The organism is Intestinirhabdus alba, assembly GCF_009711095.1.
In the GTDB taxonomy this organism is placed as follows: Bacteria; Pseudomonadota; Gammaproteobacteria; order Enterobacterales; family Enterobacteriaceae; genus Intestinirhabdus; species Intestinirhabdus alba.
Window position 1 is genome coordinate 58,671 of sequence record NZ_WMJZ01000010.1, and the last position, 17,132, is coordinate 75,802.

Below are 17,132 nucleotides of genomic sequence, written 5' to 3' on the forward strand. Positions count from 1 at the left end.
ATGCACGATAATCAACCATTACAAACCGAGGCTTTTGAGCTGAGTGCGGCAGAGCGTGAGGCCATTGAGCACGAGAAGCACCACTACGAAGACCCGCGTGCGGCGTCCATTGAAGCGCTGAAAATCGTTCAGAAGCAGCGTGGCTGGGTGCCGGACGGCGCGATCCACGCCATCGCCGGGGTGCTGGGCATTCCGGCCAGCGATGTCGAAGGCGTGGCCACCTTCTACAGCCAGATCTTCCGCCAGCCGGTGGGGCGTCACGTGATCCGCTACTGCGACAGCGTGGTGTGCCATATCAACGGCTACCAGGGGATTCAGGCCGCGCTGGAGCAGAAGCTCAATATCAAGCCGGGGCAGACCACCTTCGACGGCCGCTTTACGCTGCTGCCGACCTGCTGTCTGGGGAACTGCGATAAAGGGCCGAACATGATGATCGATGACGATACCCACGCGCATCTGACCCCGGAAGGGATTCCTGAACTGCTGGAGCGGTATAAATGAGAGACATTATCCGTACTCCCGAAACCCATCCTCTGACCTGGCGTTTGCGCGATGACCAACAGCCGGTATGGCTGGATGAATACCGCAGCAAGAACGGCTACGAGGGCGCGCGCCGGGCCTTAAGCGGCCTCTCCCCGGACGACATTGTCAGCCAGGTCAAAGACGCTGGCCTGAAAGGGCGCGGCGGGGCGGGCTTTTCCACCGGCCTGAAGTGGAGCCTGATGCCAAAAGACGAATCCATGAACATCCGTTACCTGCTGTGTAACGCCGATGAGATGGAGCCGGGCACCTACAAAGACCGCCTGCTGATGGAGCAACTGCCGCACCTGCTGGTGGAGGGGATGCTGATCTCCGCCTTCGCGCTGAAGGCATACCGCGGCTATATCTTCCTGCGCGGCGAATATATCGAGGCGGCGGCCAACCTGCGCCGCGCCATCGCCGAAGCGACCGAGGCCGGCCTGCTGGGTAAAAACATCCTTGGCTCCGGTTTTGACTTCGAGCTGTTCGTACACACCGGGGCAGGGCGCTATATCTGCGGCGAAGAGACGGCGCTGATCAACTCGCTGGAGGGCCGCCGCGCCAACCCGCGCTCCAAGCCGCCGTTCCCGGCCACTTCCGGGGCGTGGGGTAAGCCGACCTGCGTCAACAACGTTGAAACGCTGTGCAACGTTCCGGCGATCCTCGCCAACGGCGTGGCGTGGTATCAGAGTCTGTCGCAGAGTAAAGACGCGGGCACCAAGCTGATGGGCTTCTCCGGCCGGGTGAAAAATCCGGGGCTGTGGGAGCTGCCGTTCGGCATCACCGCGCGGGAGATCCTCGAAGAGTACGCCGGCGGTATGCGCGACGGCCTGAAGTTTAAGGCCTGGCAGCCGGGCGGCGCGGGGACCGACTTTCTCACCGAAGCGCATCTCGACCTGCCGATGGATTTTGAAAGCATCGGCAAGGCGGGCAGCCGTTTGGGCACCGCGCTGGCGATGGCGGTTGACCACGAGATCGGCATGGTGCCGCTGGTGCGCAACCTGGAGGAGTTCTTTGCCCGCGAATCCTGCGGCTGGTGTACGCCGTGCCGTGACGGTCTGCCGTGGAGCGTAAAAATTCTGCGCGCCCTGGAGCGCGGCGAAGGCCAGCCAGGGGACATCGAGACGCTTGAGCAGCTGTGTCGCTTCCTCGGGCCGGGTAAAACCTTCTGCGCGCACGCGCCGGGTGCGGTAGAGCCGCTGCAGAGCGCGATTAAGTACTTTCGCGAAGAATTTGAAGCGGGCATTAAGCAGCCGTTCAGCAATACCCACGCCATCAACGGCGTACAGCCGAACCTGCTTAAGGCGCGCTGGTAAAAACAGAATTTTGATTAACGCTCGGCCCTGGCTGAGCCAACTGGAAGCATGCTAATGGCTACGATTCATGTAGACGGCAAAGAATATGAGGTCAACGGCGCGGACAATCTGCTGCAGGCGTGTCTCTCCCTCGGCCTTGATATTCCCTATTTTTGCTGGCACCCGGCGCTGGGCAGCGTCGGTGCTTGCCGCCAGTGTGCGGTAAAGCAGTACCAGAACGCGGAAGACACGCGCGGCCGCCTGGTGATGTCCTGTATGACGCCAGCGGCCGACGGCACCTTTATCTCTATTGATGATGAAGAGGCAAAACAGTTCCGCGAAAGCGTCGTGGAGTGGCTGATGATCAACCACCCGCACGACTGTCCGGTCTGTGAAGAGGGGGGCAACTGTCACCTTCAGGATATGACCGTGATGACCGGCCACAGCTTTCGCCGCTACCGTTTCACCAAGCGCACCCACCGCAATCAGGATCTGGGGCCGTTCATCTCCCATGAAATGAACCGCTGCATCGCCTGCTATCGCTGCGTGCGCTATTACAAAGATTACGCGGATGGCGAGGATCTGGGGGTTTACGGGGCGCACGACAACGTCTACTTTGGCCGCCCGGAAGATGGCGTGCTGGAGAGCGAATTTTCCGGCAACCTGGTGGAAATCTGCCCGACCGGCGTGTTCACCGATAAAACTCACTCCGAGCGCTACAACCGTAAATGGGATATGCAGTTTGCCCCGAGCATCTGCCAGCAGTGCTCCGTCGGCTGCAACACCAGCCCCGGTGAGCGCTACGGCGAGCTGCGCCGCATCGAAAACCGCTACAACGGCAGCGTAAACCACTACTTTCTCTGCGATCGCGGCCGCTTTGGCTATGGCTACGTGAACCTGAAGGATCGTCCGCGTCAGCCGGTGCAGCGTCGCGGTGACGACCTGATTATCCTCAACGCCGGGCAGGCGATGGTGGGAGCGGCGGATATTCTGCGCCAGTCGAAGAAGGCGATCGGCATCGGCTCTCCGCGCGCCAGCGTTGAGAGCAACTTTGCGCTGCGCGAGCTGGTGGGTGAGGAAAACTTCTACACCGGTATCGCCCGCGGCGAGCAGGAGCGCCTGCAGCTGGCGCTGAAGGTGCTGCGCGAGGGGGGCATCCATACTCCGGCACTGCGCGACATTGAAACCTACGACGCGGTGCTGGTACTGGGCGAAGACATCACCCAGACCGGCGCGCGCGTGGCGCTGGCGGTTCGTCAGGCGGTGAAGGGCAAAGCCCGCGAAATGGCGGCGGCCCAGAAGGTCGCCGACTGGCAGATCGCCGCGATCCTTAACATCGGCCAGCGCGCCAAATATCCGCTGTTCGTCACCAACGTTGACAGCACCCGGCTGGACGACATCGCCGCCTGGACCTGGCGTGCTCCGGTTGAAGATCAGGCGCGCTTAGGCTTCGCCATTGCCCATGCGCTGGACGCCGCCGCGCCGGCGGTTGACGGCATCAGCCGCGAGCTGCAGGGCAAAATTGACGTCATTGCCCAGGCGCTGGCTGGGGCGAAAAAGCCGCTGATTATCTCCGGCACCAACGCCGGCAGTACGGAAGTGATTCAGGCCGCTGCCAACGTGGCGAAGGCGCTGAAGGGCCGCGGGGCGGACGTCGGCATCACCATGATCGCCCGTTCGGTTAACAGCATGGGGCTGGGCATGATGGGCGGCGGCTCCCTTGACGACGCGCTGCTCGAGCTGGAAACCGGTCGTGCGGACGCCGTGGTGGTGCTGGAAAACGATCTGCACCGTCACGCCTCCGCCGTCCGGGTTAACGCCGCGCTGGCGAAAGCGCCGCTGGTGATGGTGATCGACCATCAGCGCACGGCGATTGCAGAACACGCCCACCTGGTGCTGCCGGCGGCAAGCTTCGCCGAAAGCGACGGTACGGTAATCAACAACGAAGGCCGCGCCCAGCGCTTCTTCCAGGTTTACGATCCGGCGTACTACGACGAAAAGACCACCATGCTGGAGAGCTGGCGCTGGCTGCACGCGCTGCACAGTGCCGTGCGCAACCGCGAGGTGGACTGGACCCAGTTGGATCACGTTATCGACGCCGTGGCGGCCGCCATCCCGGCGCTGGCCGGAATCAAAGACGCCGCCCCGGATGCCAGCTTCCGCATTCGCGGGCAGAAGCTGGCGCGCGAGCCGCACCGCTACAGCGGCCGGACCGCCATGCGCGCCAATATCAGCGTGCATGAGCCGCGTCAGCCGCAGGATCGGGACACCATGTTCGCCTTCTCTATGGAGGGGAACAACCAGCCGTCGGCCCCGCGTTCACAGGTGCCGTTTGCCTGGGCTCCGGGCTGGAACTCTCCGCAGGCGTGGAACAAGTTCCAGGATGAGGTGGGCGGCCATCTGCGCCACGGCGATCCGGGCGTGCGCCTGATTGAAGCGACGGCGGGCGGGCTGGACTACTTCACCGCCGTTCCGGAGAGCTTCCGGGCGCAGGAGGGGCGCTGGCGTATCGCGCCGTACTATCATCTGTTCGGCAGCGACGAGCTGTCCCAGCGCGCTCCGGTATTTCAGAGTCGGATGCCACAGCCCTACCTGAAGCTCAACCCGGCGGACGCCGCGAAGCTGGGGGTCAATGCCGGTACGCGCCTCACCTTCAGCTACGGTGGCAATAGGGTCACGCTGCCGGTGGAAATCGCCGAAGGCTTAACGGCCGGGCAGGTCGGTCTGCCGATGGGGATGCCCGGCATCGCGCCGTTTCTTACGGGTGAACACCTTGAGGATCTGCAGGAGGCACAACAATGAACTGGATTACACCGGAGCTTATCGACATCCTGCTGACCGTGCTCAAGGCGGTGGTGATCCTGCTGGTGGTGGTGACCTGCGGGGCCTTCATGAGCTTTGGCGAACGTCGCCTGCTGGGGCTGTTCCAGAACCGTTACGGGCCTAACCGCGTCGGCTGGGGCGGCTCGCTCCAGCTGGTGGCGGATATGATCAAGATGTTCTTTAAAGAGGACTGGGTGCCGAAGTTTACCGACCGGGTCATCTTTACCCTGGCACCGATGATCGCTTTCACCTCGCTGCTGCTGGCCTTCGCCATCGTGCCGGTCAGCCCCGGCTGGGTGGTCGCCGACCTGAATATCGGGCTGCTGTTCTTCCTGATGATGGCCGGGCTGGCGGTGTATGCGGTGCTGTTCGCCGGCTGGTCGAGCAACAACAAATACTCGCTGCTGGGGGCGATGCGCGCCTCCGCGCAGACCCTGAGCTATGAGGTGTTCCTTGGTCTTTCGCTGATGGGGGTGGTGGCCCAGGCCGGTTCGTTCAATATGTCCGATATTGTTGAAAACCAGGCCAATATCTGGAACGTCATCCCGCAGTTCTTTGGTTTTGTCACCTTCGCCATCGCCGGGGTGGCGGTCTGCCACCGCCACCCGTTCGACCAGCCGGAGGCCGAACAGGAGCTGGCCGACGGCTATCACATTGAATATTCCGGCATGAAGTTCGGCCTGTTCTTCGTGGGCGAGTACATCGGTATCGTCACCATTTCCGCGCTGATGGTTACCCTGTTCTTCGGTGGCTGGCACGGCCCGTTTTTACCGCCGTTCATCTGGTTCGCGCTGAAAACCGCGTTCTTTATGATGATGTTTATTTTGATTCGCGCGTCGTTACCGCGTCCTCGCTATGACCAGGTCATGTCCTTTGGCTGGAAGATCTGTCTGCCGCTGACGCTGATCAATCTGCTGGTAACGGCGGCTGTCATTCTCTGGCAGGCGCAATAAGGGGCACAAGACCATGACCTTAAAAGAATTATTGGTGGGCTTTGGCACCCAGGTACGCAGTATCTGGATGGTTGGCCTGCACGCATTCGCCAAACGTGAAACGCAGATGTATCCGGAAGAGCCGGTTTATCTGCCGCCCCGCTATCGCGGACGGATCGTACTGACGCGCGATCCGGACGGCGAGGAGCGCTGCGTAGCCTGCAACCTCTGTGCGGTTGCCTGTCCGGTCAGCTGTATTTCGCTGCAGAAGGCGGAGACACAGGACGGCCGCTGGTATCCGGAGTTTTTCCGCATCAACTTCTCGCGCTGCATCTTCTGCGGTATGTGCGAAGAGGCCTGTCCGACGACGGCGATTCAGCTGACGCCCGACTTCGAGCTGGGCGAGTACAAGCGCCAGGATTTGGTTTACGAGAAAGAGGATCTGCTGATTTCCGGTCCGGGCAAGTACCCGGAATATAACTTCTACCGGATGGCAGGTATGGCAATCGACGGCAAAGATAAGGGCGAAGCAGAGAACGAAGCCCGTCCTGTCGACGTCAAGGGCCTGTTACCGTAAGGAGAGGGCAATGGAGTTCGCTTTTTATATCTGTGGCCTGGTCGCCATTCTCGCTACCCTGCGGGTGATCACCCATACCAATCCGGTGCACGCGCTGCTGTACCTGATTATTTCGCTGCTGGCGATATCCGGGGTGTTCTTCTCGCTGGGTGCTTACTTTGCCGGCGCGCTGGAAATTATCGTCTACGCGGGTGCCATTATGGTGCTGTTTGTCTTCGTGGTGATGATGCTCAACCTGGGCGGCCCGGAAATCGAGCGTGAGCGCCAGTGGCTGAAGCCGCAGGTGTGGATCGGCCCGGCGATTCTGTCGGCCATCATGCTGGCGGTTATCGTTTACGCCATTCTGGGCGTTAACGACCAGGGTATCGATGGTACGGCGATCGGCGCGAAGGCGGTGGGCATTACGCTGTTTGGCCCTTATGTACTGGCGGTGGAACTGGCTTCCATGCTGCTGCTGGCCGGTCTGGTGGTTGCCTTCCACATCGGTCGCGAGGAGCGGGCGGGCGAAGTGCTGAGCAATCGTGCTGAAGACCGCGCGAAAAGAAAAACGGAGGAGCACGCATGATCCCCTTACAACACGGACTGATCCTCGCGGCGATATTATTCGTGCTGGGTCTGACCGGGCTGATTATCCGCCGCAACCTGCTGTTTATGCTGATCGGTCTGGAAATTATGATTAACGCCTCCGCGCTGGCCTTCGTGGTCGCCGGCAGCTACTGGGGCCAGTCCGATGGCCAGGTGATGTACATTCTCGCCATCAGCCTTGCTGCTGCCGAGGCGAGCATCGGGCTGGCGCTGCTGCTGCAGCTGCACCGCCGTCGCCAGAACCTGAACATTGATTCAGTAAGTGAGATGCGTGGATGAACATGCTTGCCTTAACCATTATTTTGCCATTGATTGGCTATGTGCTGCTGGCCTTCTCCCGCGGGCGCTGGTCGGAAAATCTCTCCGCTGTCGTGGGCGTCGGCTCAATCGGCCTGGCGGCGCTGGTGACCGCCTTTGTCGGCGTGGACTTCTTCGCCAGCGGCCGGCAGGCCTTCAGCCTGCCCCTGTGGACGTGGATGTCGGTCGGCGACTTTAACATCGGCTTCAGCCTGGTGCTGGACGGCCTGTCGCTGACCATGCTGTCGGTGGTCACCGGCGTCGGCTTCCTGATCCACATGTTCGCCTCCTGGTACATGCGCGGCGAGGAGGGCTATTCGCGCTTCTTCGCGTATACCAACCTGTTTATCGCCAGCATGGTGGTTCTGGTGCTCTCCGACAACCTGCTGTTGATGTATCTCGGCTGGGAAGGGGTGGGCCTGTGCTCCTATTTGCTGATCGGCTTCTACTACAGCGATCCGAAGAACGGCGCTGCGGCCATCAAGGCGTTTGTGGTGACCCGCGTGGGCGATGTGTTTCTCGCCTTCGCCCTGTTCATTCTCTATAGCGAGCTGGGCACCCTGAACTTCCGCGAAATGGTAGAGCTGGCACCGGCGCACTTCCAGGCGGGCAATAATATGCTGACCTGGGCGACGCTGATGCTGCTGGGCGGGGCGGTGGGTAAATCCGCCCAGCTGCCGCTGCAGACCTGGCTGGCCGACGCGATGGCCGGTCCGACGCCGGTCTCCGCGCTGATCCACGCCGCCACGATGGTGACCGCCGGCGTCTACCTGATCGCCCGCACCCACGGCCTGTTCCTGATGACCCCGGAGATCCTCCATCTGGTGGGGGGTATCGGGGCGATCACCCTGGTGCTGGCGGGCTTCGCCGCGCTGGTGCAGACCGATATCAAGCGGGTGCTGGCCTATTCCACCATGAGCCAGATTGGCTATATGTTCCTGGCGCTCGGCGTGCAGGCGTGGGACGCGGCGATTTTCCATCTGATGACCCACGCTTTCTTTAAAGCCTTGCTGTTCCTCGCCTCCGGTTCGGTGATCCTGGCCTGCCACCACGAGCAGAACATCTTTAAGATGGGCGGACTGCGCAAATCCATTCCGCTGGTTTACCTCTGCTTCCTGGTCGGCGGCGCGGCGCTGTCGGCGCTGCCGCTCATCACCGCGGGCTTCTTCAGTAAGGATGAGATCCTCGCCGGGGCGATGGCCAATGGCCACGTTAACCTGGCGGCGGCGGGGCTGGTGGGGGCCTTTATGACCTCCCTGTACACCTTCCGGATGATCTTCATTGTTTTCCACGGTAAAGCGCAAATTCACGCCCACGCCGGGAAGGGGATTACCCATCACCTGCCGCTGATCGTGCTGATGGTGCTCTCCACCTTCGTCGGCGCGCTGATTGTGCCGCCGCTGCAGGGCGTGCTGCCGGAGAGCGCCGCGCTGGATCACGGCCGCCTGCTGACCCTGGAAATCACCTCCGGCGCGGTGGCGATTGCGGGCATCCTGATTGCTGCATGGCTGTGGCTGGGCAAACGTACGCTTGTCACGTCGATTGCCAATAGCGCGCCGGGCCGCCTGCTGGGTGCCTGGTGGTACAACGCCTGGGGCTTCGACTGGCTGTACGATAAGGTGTTTGTGAAGCCGTATCTTGGCATCGCATGGCTGCTTAAGCGCGATCCGCTGAATGCGCTGATGAATATACCCGGCTTCCTTTCCCGCTACGCAGGCCGCGGCCTGCTGTTCAGCGAGAACGGTTACCTGCGCTGGTATGTGGCGTCCATGAGCATCGGCGCGGTTATCGTGCTGGCGCTGCTGATGGTGTTGCGTTGAGTTTGTTGGCTGAGTGAATATGCCCGGCGGTATGTCGGGCCTGTGAACTAAGAATGAATTTTAGTAACTGTTCCTGAAGTACAGGCGTCATCGGCGAAGTCAGACCGGAAACCGCCAGCGCACAGCAACCGGAGCGTACTCAAGTACGTGAGGATTGCGAGCACTGCCGGGGTTCGGGCTGGCGAGCAAGATAGCCTGAGCAGGAGTAAATATAAGGGACATACTTAGCTATGTTATTACCCTGGTTGATACTAATCCCCTTTATCGGCGGCCTCCTGTGCTGGCAGACCGAACGCTTCGGCGTGAAGGTGCCGCGCTGGATCGCGCTGATTACCATGGGACTGACGTTCGCGCTCTCTCTACAGCTGTGGCTGCAGGGCGGTTATTCACTGACGCAATCCGCGGGGCTTCCGCAGTGGCGGTCTGAGTTCCTGCTGCCGTGGATCCCGCGCTTTGGCATCTCAATCCACCTGGCACTCGACGGGCTGTCGCTGCTGATGGTGGTACTGACCGGCCTGCTCGGCGTTCTGGCGGTTCTCTGCTCCTGGAAAGAGATCGAAAAATATCAGGGCTTCTTCCACCTCAACCTGATGTGGATCCTCGGCGGCGTAATCGGCGTGTTCCTGGCCATCGATATGTTCCTGTTCTTCTTCTTCTGGGAAATGATGCTGGTGCCGATGTACTTCCTGATAGCACTCTGGGGCCACAAGGCCTCGGACGGGAAAACGCGCATCGCGGCGGCCACCAGGTTCTTTATCTACACCCAGGCGAGCGGTCTGGTGATGCTGATCGCCATCCTGGCGCTGGTGTTCGTGCACTACAACGCCACCGGCGTCTGGACCTTCAGCTACGAAGCGCTGTTGAAGACGCCGATGTCCCACGGCATGGAATACCTGCTGATGCTGGGCTTCTTCATCGCTTTCGCGGTGAAAATGCCGGTGGTACCGCTGCACGGCTGGCTGCCGGACGCCCACTCCCAGGCACCGACCGCCGGCTCCGTCGACCTTGCGGGCATTCTGCTGAAAACCGCGGCCTACGGCCTGCTGCGTTTCTCCCTGCCGCTGTTTCCCAACGCCTCGGCGGAGTTTGCGCCCATCGCTATGTGGCTCGGGGTCATCGGTATCTTCTACGGCGCGTGGATGGCCTTCACCCAGTACGATATCAAGCGGCTGATCGCCTATACCTCCGTTTCGCATATGGGCTTTGTGCTGATCGCCATCTACACCGGCAGCCAGCTGGCGTACCAGGGGGCGGTGATCCAGATGATCGCCCACGGCCTCTCCGCGGCGGGCCTGTTTATTCTGTGCGGCCAGCTGTACGAACGTCTGCACACCCGCGATATGCGCATGATGGGCGGCCTGTGGGGCAAGATGAAATGGCTGCCCGCGCTGTCGATGTTCTTCGCGGTGGCGACGCTTGGTATGCCGGGCACCGGCAACTTCGTTGGCGAGTTTATGATCCTGTTCGGCAGCTACCAGGTGGTGCCGGTTATTACGGTGATCTCCACCTTCGGTCTGGTGTTCGCCTCCGTGTACTCGCTGGCGATGTTGAGCCGCGCTTACTTCGGTAAGGCAAAGAGCGAAATCGCCGCCCGGGAGCTGCCGGGGATGTCGCTGCGCGAGCTGTTTATCATCCTGTTGCTGGTTGTGCTTCTGGTACTGCTTGGCTTCTATCCGCAGCCGGTTCTGGATACCTCGCATTCTGCGATGAGCAACATCCAGCAGTGGTTTGTTAATTCCGTTACTACTACAAGGCCGTAAAGCGCTATGACTTTAACTCCACAACACCTGATTGCGCTGCTGCCGCTGCTGATCGTCGGTTTGACGGTGGTGGTCGTGATGCTTTCCATAGCCGCGCGGCGCAATCATTTCCTGAACGCCACGCTGTCGGTTATCGGGCTGAACGCCGCGCTGGTTTCGCTCTGGTTTGTCGGTCAGGCGGGCAGCATGGACGTCACCCCGCTGATGCGCGTTGACGGTTTCGCTATGCTCTATACCGGGCTGGTTCTGCTGGCAAGCCTGGCCACCTGTACCTTTGCTTACCCGTGGCTCGAAGGCTATGACGATAACAAGGAAGAGTTCTACCTGCTGGTGCTGATCGCTACCCTGGGCGGCATCCTGCTGGCGAACGCCAACCACCTGGCGGCGCTGTTCCTCGGCATAGAGCTTATCTCCCTGCCGCTGTTTGGCCTGGTGGGCTACGCTTTCCGGCAGAAGCGCTCCCTGGAAGCCAGCATTAAGTACACCATTCTTTCCGCCGCCGCCTCGTCGTTCCTGCTGTTCGGCATGGCGCTGGTGTACGCGCAGTCCGGTAACCTGTCATTCCTCGCGCTCGGCAAGAGCCTGGGCGACGGCATGTTGCACGAGCCGCTGCTGCTGGCGGGGCTGGGGCTGATGATCGTCGGCCTCGGCTTTAAGCTCTCGCTGGTGCCGTTCCACCTGTGGACGCCGGACGTCTACCAGGGGGCTCCGGCTCCGGTCTCCACCTTCCTGGCGACGGCGAGTAAAATCGCCATCTTTGGGGTGGTGATGCGTCTGTTCCTCTACGCGCCGGTGGGCGACAGCGAAGCGGTACGTGTGGTGCTGGGGGTGATTGCCTTCGCCTCCATCATCTTCGGTAACCTGATGGCGCTGAGCCAGACCAACATTAAGCGTCTGCTCGGCTACTCGTCTATTTCTCACCTCGGCTATCTGCTGGTGGCGCTGGTGGCGCTGCAGGCGGGCGAAATGTCGATGGAGACGGTCGGCGTCTATCTCTCAGGCTACCTGTTCAGCAGCCTCGGCGCGTTTGGCGTGGTCAGCCTGATGTCCAGCCCTTACAGTGGCCCGGACGCCGACTCGCTGTTCTCTTATCGCGGCCTGTTCTGGCACCGGCCGATCCTCGCGGCGGTAATGACGGTGATGATGCTTTCGCTGGCGGGTATTCCGATGACCCTGGGCTTTATCGGCAAGTTCTACGTGCTGGCGGTTGGCGTACAGGCGCAGCAGTGGTGGCTGGTTGCCGCCGTGGTGATCGGCTCGGCGATTGGTTTGTACTATTACCTGCGCATGGCCGTCAGCCTCTACCTGAGCGCGCCGCGGCAGCCCGGCCGCGATGCGCCGACCAACTGGCAGTACAGCGCGGGCGGCATCGTGGTGCTGATCTCCGCGCTGCTGGTACTGGTGCTGGGCATCTGGCCTCAGCCGCTGATTGACGTTGTACGGCTTGCGATGCCGATGATGTAAGCGAAGCGGGCGGGTGCCTGACCGCCCGGCAGCAATAAACCACAGAACGCCTGATGAATGTATCGGGCGTTTTAGTTTTTTCTGCGGATTTATCGTTCGTCCCGGCCAGCCTGTTCGCTCTACTCGCGGGAAAAGGCAGAGGGACAGCCTTACCTGGTCGAAGGCCGTGCAGACGCCTCCTTTTGCTGCGCTTTCGGTGAGGGCGTTATCGGTCATATTCATGTCAGGAATTTTTATGCTTAACCGACTGCTGCTTGTATTAATGGTGACCTTACTGCCCGGCTGTAAGGAACAGAGCCTGCTATTAGCGAAACAGGACGTCATCAATCTTACCGTTAACGAGGCGCATGGCGCAGGCGGGAAGAGGCGGGTAACGGTTAGCGGTCTTGCAGCCCATAGCGCGCTGGCCGTGGAGCGGATCGAGCAGGTTGAGCAGCCCGCTGGCTCCGTGGCGTTACGGGTCTATTTATCGCCCGCCGGGGCGGGACGTACGGGGCAGTTCAGCTATACGTTAACCGTACCCGACACCATAAAACAGATTACTTTTGGCCCCGCCCGGGACGTTATCTGGAGCCGGTCGGACCCATAATCACGGGGTGATTTTTCCGCACTTTGCGTCTATCGTCACGGCGAGCGGTTTTTGCCGGGCGATAAGGCGTATCGTCCCGGCGGCGGTAAAGGCTGAGCGGAGCGGTGCGCGGGTTGGCGAGACCCGCCGCGCGGTGGGCTATCCCGTGCCGCGCATGGCCGGTTGCGCTGGCCGCCGCCCGATCAGCTAATAAGCTGCCGGCTTACCAGCGGCCCGCTGATATTTTTCGCCGCGCGATCCATCACCTCCTGAATCACCGACGACAGCTCGTTGATCTCAAACTTCGCCACGTAGCCGTCCGCCTGCACCTTACGCACATGATCCTCGTTGGCGCTGCCGGAAAGCGAAGAGTGGATCACCACCGGCAGCTTTTTCAGCCGCTCGTCGCTCTTAATTTTTCGCGTCAGGGTGAATCCGTCCATCTCCGGCATTTCGAGATCGGTCAGCACCAGGGCAATTTTCTCGCTGATTGCTTTACCTTCGGCTTCCGCCTCCTGGGCCAGCAGCTGGATTTTCTGCCAGGCGTCTTTGCCGGTCATATGCATCTGGTGCGGGATGCCCATCGCGTCCAGCCCCTTTTCCAGCATCGCGCGGGCGACTTTAGAATCTTCAGCGACAATGGCTACCGCGCCGGGGGTAATGTTGAATTTATTAATCTGCAGGTTAGTGGTGCGCAGATCGTGGCTGGCGGGCACGATGTCATACAGGATCTGCTCAACGTCGAGCACCAGCGCCAGGCTGTTGGTCTCCTTGTTATCGTCCAGACAGGCAATGCTGGTGATATAGCGGCCGTTCACCGCCTTCTCGGCGGTGTGTACCTGCTTCCAGTCGAGACGCATAATATTTTCCACCGACTCCACGGCGAAGGCCTGCACGCTGCGGGCATATTCGGTGATGAGCAGGATATTCAGCCCGCTCTCCGGTTTACAGCCGGCCACCGCGGGCAGATCGATAACCGGGATCGTCTGGTCACGTATATTAACCACCCCCAGCAGCGGAGGTTTCATGCCGGCAGGACGGGTGAATTTCGGCATCGGCACGATTTCCCGTAGCTTAAATACGTTGATGCCAAACAGTTCGGATTTCTGTTCATGCAGTGAGGTGCCAAGCCGAAACAGCAGCAGCTCAAAGCGGTTAGACAGGGTCAGATTGGCCCTGTCGTCAATATCTTTCTGGAAGTTATCCATCCTTGTCCTCGTTGTAAAAGCCAGCCTTCTCTGGGGAGTTATCGGCACCCTGGACAAAAAGTGGAGCGCTAAACGCAGAAAACGGCGAAATCGTCGGCCAGTTCGCTTGACGGAAATATCTTCCGGCACTCATCCAGCAGGCGCTGGCAGCCCTGTTCATCGTAGCGGGAGCTAAGGTGGGTAATAATCAGCCTGCCGACGCCCGCCTCCCGCGCCAGCTGGGCCGCCTGGCGGGAGGTGCTGTGCCCGCGGCCGTTGGCTTTCTCCTCCATTGCGGCCTCCAGCGTCGCTTCATGTACCATTACGTCCACCCCCTGTGCCAGCGCCAGGGCCGCGGCGCAGGGCGCGGTGTCGCCAAACAGCGCCACCGACCTGCCCGGCGTGGCCGGAGCCAGAAAATCCGCGCCGTTAATTTGGCGGCCGTCGTCAAGGGTGACGGTTTTGCCAGCCTTAAGCTGCTGAAACAGCGGGCCGGGCGGCACGCCCGCCGCTTTTAACGCTTTGGCATTCAGAGCGCCGGGTTTATCGTGTTCAACGACGCGATAGCCGTAGCACTCCAGCGGATGCGCCAGCGGGTAAGCGGTGACCGTCCGCAGGCCGTCGTCGAGAATCTTTCCGGGGCCGATTTCGATAATCTCCAGCGGATAGTCGGTCCAGGAGCCGCTCAGACGCAGGGCGGTTTCGGTAAACTCCCGCAGCCCTTTCGGTCCGTACAGGGTCAGCGGCAGAGGGCTACCGGCCATCGAGCGGCTGCACAGCAGCCCCGGCAGGCCGAAAAGGTGGTCGCCGTGCAGATGGCTGATAAAGATACGCTCCAGCCTGCCCGGATTAAACGGCGTGGCCAGCATCTGCTGCTGCGTGCCTTCGCCGCAGTCGAACAGCCAGAGTCCGGCCCGGGTCGGGTGCTGTAAATTTAACAGCATCGCCGGCACATTGCGTGTGCGGGTCGGAACGCCCGCAGAGGTGCCTAAAAAGTATAATTGCATTATTTCTCTGCATTTTTGCCTGGTTAAGAGTTACAGCCTGGTATAAAACAAATTATCAACGGGAGCGCTCCATGATCAACTGGCAGGATCTTCACCACGCCGAACTGACCGTTGCGCAGCTTTATGCGCTGCTTCAGCTGCGCAGCGAGGTGTTTGTTGTTGAACAGAAATGTCCGTATCTGGATGTCGACGGCGAAGATTTAGTGGGAGAAAACCGCCACATTCTCGGCTGGCGTAACGGCGAGCTGGCGGCGTACGCCAGAATTTTACCGCGTGAGGATGACGGGCCGCTGGCGATCGGCCGGGTTATCGTCAGCCGGGCGCTGCGCGGAGAGGCGCTGGGTCAGCAGCTGATGCGACAAACCCTGGCGGTCTGTCAGCGGCGCTGGCCGGGCAGGGCGATCTACCTCAGCGCGCAGGCTCATCTGCAGGATTTCTACGCGCGCTTTGGCTTCAGGGCGGTCACCGACGTTTATGACGAAGACGGCATTCCGCACGTAGGGATGGCGCGGGAGGGGGAGCAGGCGTAAACCGCAGCCGTTGGCTATAGTTATGGGCGGGCTTATTAAATGGATGGAGAACGAGAATGTCATATCAATTTGGTGATTCGCGTATCGATGATGACCTGACGCTGCTGAGCGAAACGCTGGAAGAAGTGCTGCGCTCCTCGGGCGACCCTGCCGATCAGAAATATGTTGAGCTGAAGGCGCGGGCCGAACGGGCGCTGGATGACGTGAAAAAGCGCGTCAGCCAGGCCTCTGACAGCTACTACTATCGGGCCAGGCAGGCCGCTTACAAAGCCGACGACTACGTGCATGAGAAACCCTGGCAGGGAATTGGCGTAGGCGCGGCGGCCGGGCTGGTGCTTGGGCTGCTGCTGGCGCGGCGATAATTTCGCCATACGGACGGGATTGCGCCAACTCCCCGAAACGGGGTACTGCTTTTTTGGGCCAGTACCCCGTATAATACGCGGTTTTTAACCGGGAGAGGCCCGCGTGCATTCACTCACTACCGCGCTGGAAAGTCTGATACGTCTTGTATCGCAGGTGCAGCCGTCGGCACCCGGACTGCGCGTTTACGACGTGCCTTTTCCCCTGAACGACGCCTTTGACGCCCTGAGCTGGCAGGCCGCTCAGGGCGTTTATCCCCAGTTTTACTGGCAGCAGCGCAGCGGTGATGAAGAGGCCGCCGTGCTGGGTGCCGTCGCCGATTTCTCCTCTCTGCAGCAGGCGCAGCAGTTTCTCCGACAGTATGAGTCGCATCCGGATCTGCGCGTCTGGGGGCTGAACGCATTTGAGCCACAGCGAGGGGCGCTGTTTCTGCCGCGTCTGGAATGGCGGCGCAGCGCGGGAGCCGCCACGCTGCGTCTGCACCTGTGGAGCGCGGTGTCTCTGCGCGAGGATGCCGGACAGGCGCGGGCGTTTCTTGCCGCGCTTGTCGGGATGAAGCCGCTGCCCTCCCTGCGCCTGACGCCGATCGACGAACAACATCGGCCGGAGCGACCGGAGTGGGAGCGCCTGATCGGGCAGGCGACGCGGGCCATCGCTGACCAGGCGTTTGACAAGGTGGTGCTGGCGCGGGCGACCGACCTGCGGTTTTCGCGCCCGGTGAGCGCCGCGGCGCTGATGGCCGCCAGCCGTCGTCTGAATCTCAACTGCTATCACTTCTGCATGGCCTTTTCGCCGACGCGGGCCTTTTTAGGCTCCTCCCCGGAGCGGCTCTGGCGGCGGCGCGGCTGCGCGCTGCGCACCGAAGCGCTGGCGGGCACCGTCGCCAGTCATCCTGATGAACATCGGGCATGGCAACTGGGCGACTGGCTGATGAAGGATGATAAAAACCAGCGCGAGAATATGCTGGTGGTAGAGGATATCTGCCAGCGGCTGCAGCAGCATACCCGGGCGCTGGAGGTGCTGCCGCCCCAGGTGCTGAGGCTGCGCAAGGTGCAGCATCTGCGGCGCTGTATCTGGACGACGCTGCACCGGGCGGATGATGCCCTTTGTCTGCTACAGCTGCAGCCCACCGCCGCGGTGGCGGGGCTTCCCCGCGAGCAGGCGCGGCGATTTATTCAGCGCAATGAAGCCTTCGATCGCGAATGGTACGCCGGTTCGGCGGGCTATCTGTCGCAGCAGCAGAGCGAATTCTGCGTGTCGCTGCGCTCGGCGAAAGTGACCGACCGCGCGGTGCGGCTGTACGCCGGGGCGGGGATCGTACGCGGCTCGGACCCGGGACTGGAGTGGCAGGAAATTGAGAACAAGGCGGCAGGGCTGCGCACTTTGTTACAGATAGCCACCTGATGAG

Annotated in this window: 16 protein-coding genes; 14 read left to right on the forward strand and 2 right to left on the reverse strand. The window is 61.2% G+C overall.

What is annotated here, in order from left to right:
- The 11 genes from nuoE to GJV78_RS09215 all read left to right on the forward strand — a co-directional run bounded on the left by nuoE (position 1) and on the right by GJV78_RS09215 (position 12,661).
- On the forward strand, positions 1-501 hold the full coding sequence (gene nuoE / locus GJV78_RS09165; protein ID WP_155108048.1) for an NADH-quinone oxidoreductase subunit NuoE: 501 nt from the start codon (positions 1-3) through the stop codon (positions 499-501).
- Entirely contained in the window at positions 498-1,835 is a 1,338-nt protein-coding gene (nuoF, locus tag GJV78_RS09170; RefSeq protein WP_155108049.1) for an NADH-quinone oxidoreductase subunit NuoF, read from the forward strand. The genes nuoE and nuoF overlap by 4 nt, the downstream gene beginning before the upstream one ends.
- A 54-nt stretch (positions 1,836-1,889) precedes the next feature.
- Positions 1,890-4,616 (forward strand): NADH-quinone oxidoreductase subunit NuoG, encoded by a 2,727-nt coding sequence (gene nuoG / locus GJV78_RS09175; protein ID WP_155108050.1) that lies wholly within the window; start codon positions 1,890-1,892, stop codon positions 4,614-4,616.
- Positions 4,613-5,590 carry an NADH-quinone oxidoreductase subunit NuoH gene (gene nuoH / locus GJV78_RS09180; RefSeq protein ID WP_155108051.1) on the forward strand — a complete coding sequence of 326 codons (978 nt, stop codon included), beginning with the start codon at positions 4,613-4,615 and terminating at the stop codon, positions 5,588-5,590. The genes nuoG and nuoH overlap by 4 nt, the downstream gene beginning before the upstream one ends.
- Before the next feature lie 13 nt (positions 5,591-5,603).
- Positions 5,604-6,146 carry an NADH-quinone oxidoreductase subunit NuoI gene (gene nuoI, locus GJV78_RS09185; RefSeq protein WP_155108052.1) on the forward strand — a complete coding sequence of 181 codons (543 nt, stop codon included), beginning with the start codon at positions 5,604-5,606 and terminating at the stop codon, positions 6,144-6,146.
- A 10-nt stretch (positions 6,147-6,156) separates the two neighbouring features.
- Positions 6,157-6,711 (forward strand): NADH-quinone oxidoreductase subunit J, encoded by a 555-nt coding sequence (gene nuoJ / locus GJV78_RS09190; RefSeq protein ID WP_155108053.1) that lies wholly within the window; start codon positions 6,157-6,159, stop codon positions 6,709-6,711.
- Positions 6,708-7,010, forward strand: a complete 303-nt coding sequence (gene nuoK / locus GJV78_RS09195) for an NADH-quinone oxidoreductase subunit NuoK (RefSeq protein WP_155108054.1) — start codon at positions 6,708-6,710, stop codon at positions 7,008-7,010. The genes nuoJ and nuoK overlap by 4 nt, the downstream gene beginning before the upstream one ends.
- Positions 7,007-8,848: an NADH-quinone oxidoreductase subunit L gene (gene nuoL, locus GJV78_RS09200; protein ID WP_155108055.1), complete on the forward strand. Its 1,842-nt coding sequence runs from the start codon at positions 7,007-7,009 to the stop codon at positions 8,846-8,848. Before nuoK ends, nuoL begins: the two co-directional genes overlap by 4 nt.
- Positions 8,849-9,078: 230 nt before the next feature.
- Positions 9,079-10,608 carry an NADH-quinone oxidoreductase subunit M gene (gene nuoM / locus GJV78_RS09205; RefSeq protein WP_155108056.1) on the forward strand — a complete coding sequence of 510 codons (1,530 nt, stop codon included), beginning with the start codon at positions 9,079-9,081 and terminating at the stop codon, positions 10,606-10,608.
- Between the two features lie 6 nt (positions 10,609-10,614).
- Positions 10,615-12,072: an NADH-quinone oxidoreductase subunit NuoN gene (gene nuoN / locus GJV78_RS09210; protein WP_155108057.1), complete on the forward strand. Its 1,458-nt coding sequence runs from the start codon at positions 10,615-10,617 to the stop codon at positions 12,070-12,072.
- Positions 12,073-12,307: 235 nt separating this feature from the next.
- Complete coding sequence (locus tag GJV78_RS09215) at positions 12,308-12,661, forward strand: hypothetical protein (protein WP_155108058.1); 354 nt, start codon at positions 12,308-12,310, stop codon at positions 12,659-12,661.
- Between the two features lie 182 nt (positions 12,662-12,843).
- On the opposite strand, the gene GJV78_RS09220 is transcribed toward GJV78_RS09215, so the two are convergent.
- Positions 12,844-13,848: a chemotaxis protein gene (locus GJV78_RS09220; protein WP_155108059.1), complete on the reverse strand. Its 1,005-nt coding sequence runs from the start codon at positions 13,846-13,848 to the stop codon at positions 12,844-12,846.
- A gap of 68 nt (positions 13,849-13,916) precedes the next feature.
- On the reverse strand, positions 13,917-14,834 hold the full coding sequence (gene rbn / locus GJV78_RS09225) for a ribonuclease BN (RefSeq protein WP_155108060.1): 918 nt from the start codon (positions 14,832-14,834) through the stop codon (positions 13,917-13,919).
- A 71-nt stretch (positions 14,835-14,905) separates the two neighbouring features.
- On the opposite strand from rbn, the gene GJV78_RS09230 reads away from it, so the two are divergent.
- The 3 genes from GJV78_RS09230 (at position 14,906) to menF (ending at position 17,128) form a co-directional block, all read left to right on the forward strand.
- A complete protein-coding gene (locus GJV78_RS09230) occupies positions 14,906-15,364 on the forward strand; it encodes a GNAT family N-acetyltransferase (RefSeq protein WP_155108061.1) in 459 nt (152 codons plus the stop codon).
- Positions 15,365-15,420: 56 nt separating this feature from the next.
- Complete coding sequence (elaB, locus tag GJV78_RS09235) at positions 15,421-15,726, forward strand: stress response protein ElaB (protein WP_155108062.1); 306 nt, start codon at positions 15,421-15,423, stop codon at positions 15,724-15,726.
- Between the two features lie 103 nt (positions 15,727-15,829).
- Positions 15,830-17,128 carry an isochorismate synthase MenF gene (gene menF, locus GJV78_RS09240; RefSeq protein WP_167519478.1) on the forward strand — a complete coding sequence of 433 codons (1,299 nt, stop codon included), beginning with the start codon at positions 15,830-15,832 and terminating at the stop codon, positions 17,126-17,128.
- The last annotated feature ends 4 nt before the right edge of the window (positions 17,129-17,132 follow it).

Coding starts and splice junctions, on each gene's coding strand:
- GJV78_RS09220 (WP_155108059.1), bottom strand. CDS start 13,848: ATGGATAACTTCCAGAAAGATATTGACGACAGGGCCAATCTGACCCTG.
- nuoL (WP_155108055.1), top strand. CDS start 7,007: ATGAACATGCTTGCCTTAACCATTATTTTGCCATTGATTGGCTATGTG.
- nuoH (WP_155108051.1), top strand. CDS start 4,613: ATGAACTGGATTACACCGGAGCTTATCGACATCCTGCTGACCGTGCTC.
- GJV78_RS09230 (WP_155108061.1), top strand. CDS start 14,906: ATGATCAACTGGCAGGATCTTCACCACGCCGAACTGACCGTTGCGCAG.
- nuoM (WP_155108056.1), top strand. CDS start 9,079: ATGTTATTACCCTGGTTGATACTAATCCCCTTTATCGGCGGCCTCCTG.
- rbn (WP_155108060.1), bottom strand. CDS start 14,834: ATGCAATTATACTTTTTAGGCACCTCTGCGGGCGTTCCGACCCGCACA.
- nuoG (WP_155108050.1), top strand. CDS start 1,890: ATGGCTACGATTCATGTAGACGGCAAAGAATATGAGGTCAACGGCGCG.
- nuoE (WP_155108048.1), top strand. CDS start 1: ATGCACGATAATCAACCATTACAAACCGAGGCTTTTGAGCTGAGTGCG.
- elaB (WP_155108062.1), top strand. CDS start 15,421: ATGTCATATCAATTTGGTGATTCGCGTATCGATGATGACCTGACGCTG.
- nuoK (WP_155108054.1), top strand. CDS start 6,708: ATGATCCCCTTACAACACGGACTGATCCTCGCGGCGATATTATTCGTG.
- nuoN (WP_155108057.1), top strand. CDS start 10,615: ATGACTTTAACTCCACAACACCTGATTGCGCTGCTGCCGCTGCTGATC.
- nuoJ (WP_155108053.1), top strand. CDS start 6,157: ATGGAGTTCGCTTTTTATATCTGTGGCCTGGTCGCCATTCTCGCTACC.
- GJV78_RS09215 (WP_155108058.1), top strand. CDS start 12,308: ATGCTTAACCGACTGCTGCTTGTATTAATGGTGACCTTACTGCCCGGC.
- nuoI (WP_155108052.1), top strand. CDS start 5,604: ATGACCTTAAAAGAATTATTGGTGGGCTTTGGCACCCAGGTACGCAGT.
- nuoF (WP_155108049.1), top strand. CDS start 498: ATGAGAGACATTATCCGTACTCCCGAAACCCATCCTCTGACCTGGCGT.